We start from the raw sequence: 8,898 nt of genomic DNA, 5'->3' as shown, positions 1-8,898 counted from the left end.
CGGCCCGGCAGCCGCCGCACCGCCGTTGAGCAACAGGGGCTGTACGACGATTAAACCTCGATGCCCAGCGCGCGTTTGCCGTGGACGTTGAGATCGTCGAGGGTAAAGCGCGCCTGCCAGTCGGCTTCGTAGTCTTCACGCGGAAAATCACCCGGCGACGCGCCTTTCTCCAGCGCGATTTTAACCTTGTGCGCGTAGGCGAGATTCTTCTCGCACAGCGGCGCGGCGGGGATATACATCACGTTGCCCCAGCCCTGCTGGTTTTCGACCGGCGCCACCGAGTGGATCACGTCGCAGTGCCACCACACCGAATCGCCGGCGCTGATGGCCGGGATCGCGCTCAGCGCTTTAATCAGCAGCGGGTGCCATTTCTCGGAAATCGGCAGCACTTTACCCGGCGCCACGCCGCACAGCTCGTCGTCAGGGACGTCGTCGAGCAGCGGACGCAGCAGAACGTAGGCCATCGCCTCCGGAATCGGCACCACGTGCAGCAGGCCCTGGTCCGGGATCATATCGGAGAGCGCGGTCCAGCCCTGGAAGGTGCGGAATACCGAGCATTTGGTAGTGTTATCGACGGTGTACTCTTCCACCTCGGTGCGGTGCGCCGCATCCCACGGGTCGTAGGCGTCGATATTGCCGTTAAAGACGTTGGCAAACACCTGCTGATAAGCCGGCAGCAGCCAGCGCTCGAGGGCGCCTGAATCGGTATGCGCTCCCAGCCCTTTCGAGGTGGTGCCCGGCGGGCGGCGGCGGATACGGTCAGGGTAGATAACGCTGACGTCGGGATCGAACCACTGCTTGCCGTCCCGGCTAAAGGTCCACAGGCGGTTGAGGAACGACTGCACCGCGGCCATTTCGTCGCTCTGGCGCGCCTGCATCTGCGCCTGCGACCAGTAAATCGGGTAGATCTCCGGACGCGAGGCGTCGAGGGAGCCGAAGAAGGTATCGCCCGGCCCTTTGTAGACGTCGTCGAAGCGGTTGAGGTCGAGGTATTCCAGCATCGAGTTGTCCCACGCCAGCGCCCGATCGCGGGAGAAGTGGCCTCTGATCACCGCGCAGCCGCGGCGCCTGATGGCCTCGCGCTGGGCATCGCTCACTTTGCCCTGCGCAATATCGCTGAACGGGACAATCGGCCAGACCTCTTCCCCGCGGGCTTTAACGGCGTTAATTTCGTCGAGGCGCGCGCTAATTCGCGCCGTCAGCCGATCGAACACGGCCTGCACGTCGCCAATTTGCGCGCGCAGGTCCTGTTTTATTTGTCGAATCGCCGCCTTGTGGTCGGCGGGGAGCGTTTCGCAGGTATGGATAACCGTCATGATGGCCTCACTTTGCTTTCATTCGAAAGTTTTAAATCTTACAAACGTTAATTTAAGTTAAATTTAAGTTAATGCAAGTTTAAAAAACGGATGAGGTGCACAAAATGGAAAAATCCGGGGCAGGGGGCCCCGGCGGCAGGCTATTCGTTGAAGGGGGCGGCGTGGTCCAGCACGGCCTGAATCACATTCAGCGCGCCGTGGTGGTTATTGTCATCGGTGGCAAAGCGGGAGATGGCCTTGATGCTATCGGCGGCGTTGGCCATGGCGAAAGAGTACTTCACCAGCTTCAGCATTTCGGCGTCGTTGCCGCTGTCGCCAATCGCCACGCACTGCTGGGGCGAGATCTGCCAGCGTTTCAGCAGGCGGCTGATGCCGTTGGCCTTATGCAGGCCGGGGATAATTAAATCGACGAAGCCAAAGCCGCTGGTCACCGGCTTCATGATGCCGTCCAGCGAGACGTGCAGCTTATCAATGAGCTGCGGAATATCGCTGTTCGGCAGGTTAAGCGAGAACTTAAACAGCGTGTCGTCGATATCATGGTAGTTCGCGATGCGCTGCAGACGGTGGTAGTGCTTTGACATCAGCGCGACGAAGCTGTCGGGCGCGCGGTCGCTGACGTAGGCGCTTTCAAGGCCGCAGGCGACGAAGTTGAGCTGCGGGTCTTTCAGCAGCTCGCCGATCACAATCTGCGACTCATGGCGGGTCAGCTCGCCGTGAAACAGCTGCTGGCCGTGCTCGTAGACCAGCGCGCCGTTCTCGGCGACGAAAGAGATCTGCTCGCGAATTTCCGGGAAAAAGGAGATCAGCTGGTAGTACTGGTTGCCGCTGGCGACAACGAATTCAATACCCTGCTTGTTGAGCTGCGCGAACTGCGCGAGAAAACGCGAGCGGTCATACTGCTTGGCGTCATTGAGAAAAGTTCCGTCCATATCAGTGACGATAACTTTAACGGTCATACCTGTGCTCCTGGCTTAACTGCGACCAGTAACATTCTAATTACAATGTGACCCAAAGCACAAATTTATTTCGAATGAAAGTTTACCCGCCATCTTTGCGGCTTCCTGCCGCGCAAAATCTAAAGCCAGCGGAGAGCGGGTATCCCGGCCGGGCATCGCGCCAGCCGGGGGGTTATTGACGGCGGGGATCCGGCCTACAGCGTATGCTCGGTACGGGCGATAATATCGTCCTGGGCATCCGGCGACAGGGCGGTAAAGAACGCCGAGTAGCCGGCGACGCGAACCACTAAATCGCGGTACTGGTCGGGATGTTTTTTCGCTTCCAGCAGCGTCTCGCGGGAGACGATGTTGTACTGAATATGCCAGCCTTTGTGCACCTCGAAGAAGGTACGCAGCAGCACCATCAGCTTCTGCTTATCGGACTCGTTCTCAAGCGTTGCCGGGTTGAGCTTCTGATTCAGCAGCACGCCGCCGAGAATCGCCCCGGTGGGCAGCTTACCGACCGAGTTGATGACCGCGGTTGGCCCGAGGTGGTCGGTCCCGGAAGCCGGGCTCGCGCCTTCGGCCAGCGGAGAGTGGGCTTTACGTCCGTCCGGCGTGGCCATCGTCTGGGCGCCAAACGGCACGTTGGCGGAAATAGACGAGGTTCCGGCGTAGTAGTTGCCGCCTATCGGGCCGCGGCCGTAGCGCGGGTTATGGTAATTCTTCAGCTCGTCGATATAGGTCTGGTAGGCGCGGGCCAGCAGGGTATCGACGCTATCGTCATCGTTGCCGTACTTCGGCGCGCCGTTGATTAAGCGCTGGCGCAGCTGCTCGTGGGTCAGCCCATCGAAGTCCTCCGCGAGAGCTTTCGCCAGCTGCTGCTGGCCAATGGCGCCCTGGTCAAAGACCAGCTTTTTCACCGCCGCCAGGCTGTTGCCGAGGTTGGCGATCCCGACCTGCAGACCGGAAACCCAGTCATACTTCGCGCCGCCCTGCTTGATGCTTTTCGCCCGCTCGATGCAGTCATCCACCAGCGCGGAGCAGAGAATATCGTGCACGTTCTCCTCCAGCATGGTATCGACAACGTACTCAATCTCGATGGACTTGCGGGTGTAGTAGCGGATCTGCGTATCCCAGTCGGCCAGCACCTGCTCGAAGCTGCTGAAGTTGCCTTTCGATAGCGCATGCTCCTGCGGGAGGAAGATTTGACCGCTGGTGGCATCGCGGCCGCCTTCCAGCGTGGCCAGCATCACGCGGGCGAAGTTGATAAAGCTCATCCCGGTGCAGCGATAGCCCCATTTGCCGCCCACGGCGGTTTCGATGCAGCCGATCGCCGCGTAGTCGTAGGCGTCCTGCGGCTCAATCCCGAGCTTGATAAACTCCGGGATCACTATCTCATCGTTATTGAACGCCGGCATGCCGAAGCCGCAGCGAATAACCTGCACGCAGGCGTCGAGGAAGTCGTTGCTCATCCCGGCGTGGTAGCGCACGCTGAGGTTAGGCTGGGTCGAGCGCAGGCGCCCGCAGGATTCGAGGATCGCGTACGAGAGCGGGTTTACCGCATCCTGCGGCTGGCCGTTGTGCAGGGTCTGGCCGCCGATGGTGACGTTCTGATACAGCGGGCTGCCCGCGGAGGCTTTGGAGTGCGAGCCGGAGCGGATCTTGTTCACTTCCAGCAGCTTCAGCCAGCAGCTGTGCAGCAGCTCGATGGCGTGCTCGCGGTCCAGCGACTGCTGGAGCTCAACGTCGCGGCGGTAGTACGGGTACAGGTACTGGTCCATACGGCCGAAGGAGACCGAGTGGCCGTTGGATTCAATCTGCAGGATCAGCTGAATGAAGTAGCACAACTGCAGCGCCTGCCAGAAGGTTTTCGGCGGCTCGTGGGCGATGATTTCGCAGCCTTCGGCGATAGTCAGCAGCTCGTCGCGGCGGGCGGCGCGGGTTTCTTCCGCCGCCATGGTGCGCGCCAGCTCGGCAAAGCGCTGGCTGTGATTGCTGACCGCCTCCAGCACGATATCAATGGCCTTCAGGAACTGCTCGCCGTGCAGATCCTCCAGCACGGTCAGGTTAATACGCGAGCGGCGTTCGGCGACCTTAGCGCGCATGCCGTCGAGGCCTTTTTCCAGCAGCAGCGGGTAGTTCACCGCGAGGTGAGCATCGCCGGAAGTCATGTTGCCTTCCGCCTTAATAATCCCGGTGGCGAGCAGCGCTTTTTGCTCGTCGGTGAACATACCGTAGCAGCGGTCCTGCACGGTCTGGCCGCGCCACCACGGGCAGATGTCATGCAGGATGCGCTTATTCTCTTCGCTGACCGCAAAGCCGGCGCCGGGGCGATCGGCGAGATCGTCAATCTCCTTTTCAATCCAGCTGACGGTGTACTCCGGGAAGATGGGCGCCGCGCGTACTTCGCTGGCCTGGTTGCCGACGATCAGCTCGTCGTGTTTGATCCAGATGGTGCGCTCTGCCAGATGGTGAGCCAGCGCCAGCGCGCGGCGCACCGGGATTGGCTTATCCAGATGCTGCTGACAGGCGGCGGTATAGTGACGGGCGCGCTCGGTGCATACCGGCGGCTTAACGATATGTACCAGCGCCGTTTTATGCGCCTGAATGCGGGCGCTTAGCGTGTCCAGTTTCAGAGTGGTCATCATTTTATCCTCGTAGAGTAGCCGTTAAACCTTTGCTCTGAGCGTAGTTCTGCGCGAAGGCGAGCAGCTCGGGGGCAGCAAGGGGTTTGTCCGGAGCGGTATAGGGCTGACTGAGTAGCTGATATTTGTTCATTCCCAGCGTGTGGTACGGCAGGAAGTGGATCTCGCCAACCCGCAGGCGGTCGGCGGCAAAATCGGTAATCGCGGCGATCGTCTCCTCATCGGCGTTAAAGCCCTGAATCAGCGGGACGCGGATGATGATTTTTTTCCCCGCCTGCGCCACGCGCTGCAGGTTATCGAGCACCCGACCGGCGCTGCCGTCGGTCCACTCTTTGAAAATGGCTTCGTTGACGTGCTTGAGGTCGGCGAGGAACAGGTCAACCCAGGGCAGCGAGGGCGCAACGTATTTCCACGGCACGTGCAGGCAGGTTTCAACCGCGGTGTGAATTCCCGCTTCGCGGCTGGCCTGCAGCAGCTGCTGCGCCAGCTCGGGATTCATAAACGGCTCGCCGCCGGAAAGGGTGACTCCGCCGCCGCTGCGATCGTAAAAAGGCTTATCGCGCAGCACCGTGGCCATAATCTCCTCCACCTCTTTTTCTTCGCCGCACACGCTGAGGGCGGTGGTCGGGCAGCAGTCGCGCAGCGACTCATAGCCTTCGGCGGTGAGCTTCTGGCGGTGGATAATCAGGCCGTCGAGGCTGCGGGTTATTGCATCCGGCGCCGCCTGCTGGCACAGATTGCAGCCGGCAAGGCACAGGCGGGGGTCGTACAGCAGATCCGCTGTGCGGGAGCGGCTTTCCGGGTTCTGACACCAGCGGCAGCCCAGCGAGCAGCCTTTGAGGAATACGACGGTGCGGATCCCTGGGCCGTCATGGGTTGAGTAGCGCTGAATGTTGAAAATCATGAGACCCCCCTTGTTTTGCATATGAAGATTAAATTACTTTCGAATGAAAGTTGTATTGATGCAAATCAACAAGCAGGGCGGGTGGCTGCGGTGAAGAGCGAAAAGTCGCAGTCGGTCACAAATTTTCCGGCGACGGCCGCCGCCGGAGAAGGATTAGCGGCTGGCGCAAACCTCGCACTGCGGGTCGCGCATCAGCTTCATTTCGCGGAACTGGCAGGTCATGGCGTCGTACATGACCAGCCTGCCCGCGGCAGGCGTGCCGTACTGGGCCAGGACCTTAATGGCCTCCATCGCCTGCAGGGAGCCGATGACGCCGACCAGCGGTGCCATCACCCCGGCCTCAACGCAGGTGAGGGCGGTTTCGCCGAACAGCCGGCTCAGGCAGCGATAGCAGGGCTCGTTATCCTGATACATAAAGACGCTGATTTGCCCCTCCATGCGGATCGCGGCGCCGGAGACCAGCGGCGTTTTATGCTGAAAACAGCCGGCGTTAAGCTGATTACGTATCGCCACGTTATCGGTACAGTCGAGCACCAGGTCGTGGGCGGCGATCTGCGCCGCCAGCGCCTGCTGGTCGAGCAGCGCATTAAGCGGGGTGAGCCGCACGTGAGGGTTGATTCGCGCCAGCGAGTCGCGGGCGGAGTCCACCTTCGGCAAACCAATCGCGGCATCGCTGTGCAGCGTCTGGCGCTGTAGATTGGAGAGCGAGACGCTATCGAAATCGAGCAGGGTAAGCGCGCCGACGCCGGCCGCCGCCAGATACTGGGCGGCAGCGCAGCCCAGCCCGCCGAGGCCGACCACCAGCACCCGGGCGCCCTTCAGCCGCTCCTGACCGTCAAAATCGAAATTGCGCAGGATTATCTGCCGGTTGTAGCGCAGCATCTCCTCATCGCTCAGCTCGACGTCCATTACAGCCCTCCGAAGAGGTGGTTAAAGGGTTCGACTTCGACCCACTCGCCCGCTTCCACGTGACCGCGCTCGCGCTCCAGCACGATAAAGCAGTTGCCCTGGCTGAAGGAGCTGAAGATGTGCGAACCCTGATGGCCGGTGGACGCCACCACCAGCTCGCCGTCCGGATTGCGCTGCAGCACGCCGCGCTGGAAGTCGAGACGCCCCGGGGATTTTTTCAACCGCGTCGCCGCCCGCGCGCGAAGGCGCATCGGCTGCGCGCCGCTCGCGCTGCCGCTCAGTTTTGCCAGCAGCGGCAGCACCAGCTGGTAGAAGGTGAGGGTGGCGGAAACCGGGTTGCCCGGCAGGCCGCAGAACCAGCTGCTGCTGAGCTTGCCGAAAGCAAAGGGTTTGCCCGGCTTGATCGCCAGCTTCCAGAAGCCGATTTCGCCTAACTCTTCGAGGATCTCTTTGGTGTAATCCGCTTCGCCCACCGAGACGCCGCCCGAGCTGATAACCACGTCGGCCTGCTGGTCGGCAGCGATAAACGCCGCCCGCAGTTTTGCCGGGTCGTCGGCGATAATGCCGAGGTTGATCACCTCGCACCCCAGCTGCTGGAGCATCAGGTGCACCGCCAGGCGGTTGGTATCGTAGATTTGCCCGTCGCCAAGCGGCTGGCCCGGCAGCTGCAGCTCGTCGCCGGTGGAGAAGACCGCCACGCGAACTTTACGCACCACCTCGACGTCGGCGATGCCCAGCGACGCCAGCACCGGCAGCTCCGCGACGGTCAGCGGCGTACCGGCCGGAAACACTACCGCGCCCAGAGCGATATCTTCCCCGCGCCGACGAATATTCTGGCCGGCCTTGACCGCGGCGATAAAGCGAACGCCGTCGGCGGTTTGCTCGGTCTCTTCCTGCATCACCACCGCGTCGCAGCCCTGCGGCACCGGCGCACCGGTCATAATGCGAATGCAGGTGCCTGCGGGCCAGGCATCGTGGAACGGCTGGCCGGCGAACGCTTTCCCGGCGACCGGCAGCGCCGCGCCGCCGGTAAGATCGGCAAGGCGAACGGCGTAGCCGTCCATTGCCGAGTTATCAAACCCGGGGACGTCCAGCGGCGAAACGAGATCATGGGCGGTGACGCGCGAAAAGGCCTGCAACAGCGGCACGGTTTCCACCGCATTCAGCGGCGTAATACGGTTGAGCATCTGGGTCAGGGCTGTGTCGAGAGGCATCAGTCCGGCGGTAAAATCCATGGGTTTCTCCTGCGGGCAAACATCGAAAACGCCTATTATGGCAGAAAAGTGCGGGCGGCTATATGCCACCTGGGTACAGGCTTTACATCACCGTCCGCTCTTTCTATATTCAAAAATTGTATAGGACAGTCAGCACGATAATGATATCTATACACTTTATTATTTAAGCTCGCTTTGCGAGGGCAGAGACCTGATGCGGCGTGAATCAATAGCGCAACCCGCGGCGGATCGGCGCAGCAGGAAGGAATAGCGGAATGAGCAAGGCGGTGATAGCAATTCACGGCGGCGCGGGCGCAATAACCCGATCGCAGCTGACGCCGGAGCGCGAGCGGCAGTTCGTGGCGGCGCTGTCGGCGATTGTCGATAGTGGACAGAAAATGCTGGCGGCGGGCGCCAGCGCGCTGGATACGGTAACCGAGACGGTGCGCCAGCTGGAGGAGTGTCCGCTGTTTAACGCCGGCATCGGATCGGTATTTACCCGGGACGCCACCCATGAGCTCGACGCCTGCGTAATGGACGGCAACAGCCTGCACGCCGGGGCGGTTGCCGGCGTTAAGCATCTGCGCAACCCGATCCTGGCGGCGCGGCTGGTGCTGGAGCAGAGCCCGCACGTGCTGCTGATTGGCGAAGGGGCGGAGGCGTTCGCCGCCTCTCACGGGATGGCGCGGGTGGAAAACGATCTCTTCTCGACGACCGAGCGCCGCCTGCAGCTGCAGCAGGCGCAGACGGACGATAAGATACTCCTCGACCACGGCGCCGCGCCGCTGGACGAGCGGCATAAAATGGGCACCGTCGGCGCGGTGGCGCTGGATATCGCCGGCAACCTCGCCGCCGCGACCTCCACCGGCGGGATGACCAACAAGCTTCCAGGACGCGTTGGCGATAGCCCGCTGCCCGGCGCCGGCTGCTACGCCCATAACCCCACCGTGGCGGCCCCCCGTACCGGCACCG

Annotated in this window: 7 protein-coding genes; 1 reads left to right on the top strand and 6 read right to left on the bottom strand. The window is 61.8% G+C overall.

All coding sequences use genetic code 11. From position 1 onward, the window contains the following. Positions 1–50 precede the first annotated feature (50 nt). From PFH44_RS22075 to moeA, 6 genes are all read right to left on the bottom strand, one after another. Positions 51–1,316, bottom strand: a complete 1,266-nt coding sequence (locus PFH44_RS22075; protein WP_283826149.1) for a DUF1479 domain-containing protein — start codon at positions 1,314–1,316, stop codon at positions 51–53. Between the two features lie 140 nt (positions 1,317–1,456). Next, positions 1,457–2,272, bottom strand: coding sequence for a Cof-type HAD-IIB family hydrolase (locus PFH44_RS22070; RefSeq protein ID WP_283826148.1), 816 nt, complete (start codon positions 2,270–2,272; stop codon positions 1,457–1,459). Positions 2,273–2,466: 194 nt separating this feature from the next. Beyond that, positions 2,467–4,899 (bottom strand): formate C-acetyltransferase/glycerol dehydratase family glycyl radical enzyme, encoded by a 2,433-nt coding sequence (locus tag PFH44_RS22065; RefSeq protein WP_283826147.1) that lies wholly within the window; start codon positions 4,897–4,899, stop codon positions 2,467–2,469. A gap of 4 nt (positions 4,900–4,903) precedes the next feature. Beyond that, the gene (locus PFH44_RS22060) at positions 4,904–5,803 is read right to left on the bottom strand and encodes a glycyl-radical enzyme activating protein (protein WP_283826146.1); all 900 of its coding nucleotides are present in this window, start codon (positions 5,801–5,803) and stop codon (positions 4,904–4,906) included. A 153-nt stretch (positions 5,804–5,956) separates the two neighbouring features. Then, a complete protein-coding gene (gene moeB, locus PFH44_RS22055) occupies positions 5,957–6,712 on the bottom strand; it encodes a molybdopterin-synthase adenylyltransferase MoeB (protein ID WP_283826145.1) in 756 nt (251 codons plus the stop codon). Continuing rightward, positions 6,712–7,947: a molybdopterin molybdotransferase MoeA gene (gene moeA, locus PFH44_RS22050; protein WP_045854586.1), complete on the bottom strand. Its 1,236-nt coding sequence runs from the start codon at positions 7,945–7,947 to the stop codon at positions 6,712–6,714. The genes moeB and moeA overlap by 1 nt, the downstream gene beginning before the upstream one ends. 254 nt (positions 7,948–8,201) lie before the next feature. Here moeA and PFH44_RS22045 point away from each other — a divergent pair. Continuing rightward, on the top strand, positions 8,202–8,898 hold a 697-nt coding region (locus PFH44_RS22045), incomplete at its 3' end, for an isoaspartyl peptidase/L-asparaginase (protein WP_283826144.1).

This window comes from Klebsiella sp. Ech2A (genome assembly GCF_030078455.1).
Taxonomy (GTDB): Bacteria; Pseudomonadota; Gammaproteobacteria; order Enterobacterales; family Enterobacteriaceae; genus Klebsiella; species Klebsiella terrigena.
The sequence above is the reverse complement of the archived record's forward strand: the minus strand, read 5'-3'. Positions and strand labels throughout refer to the sequence as shown.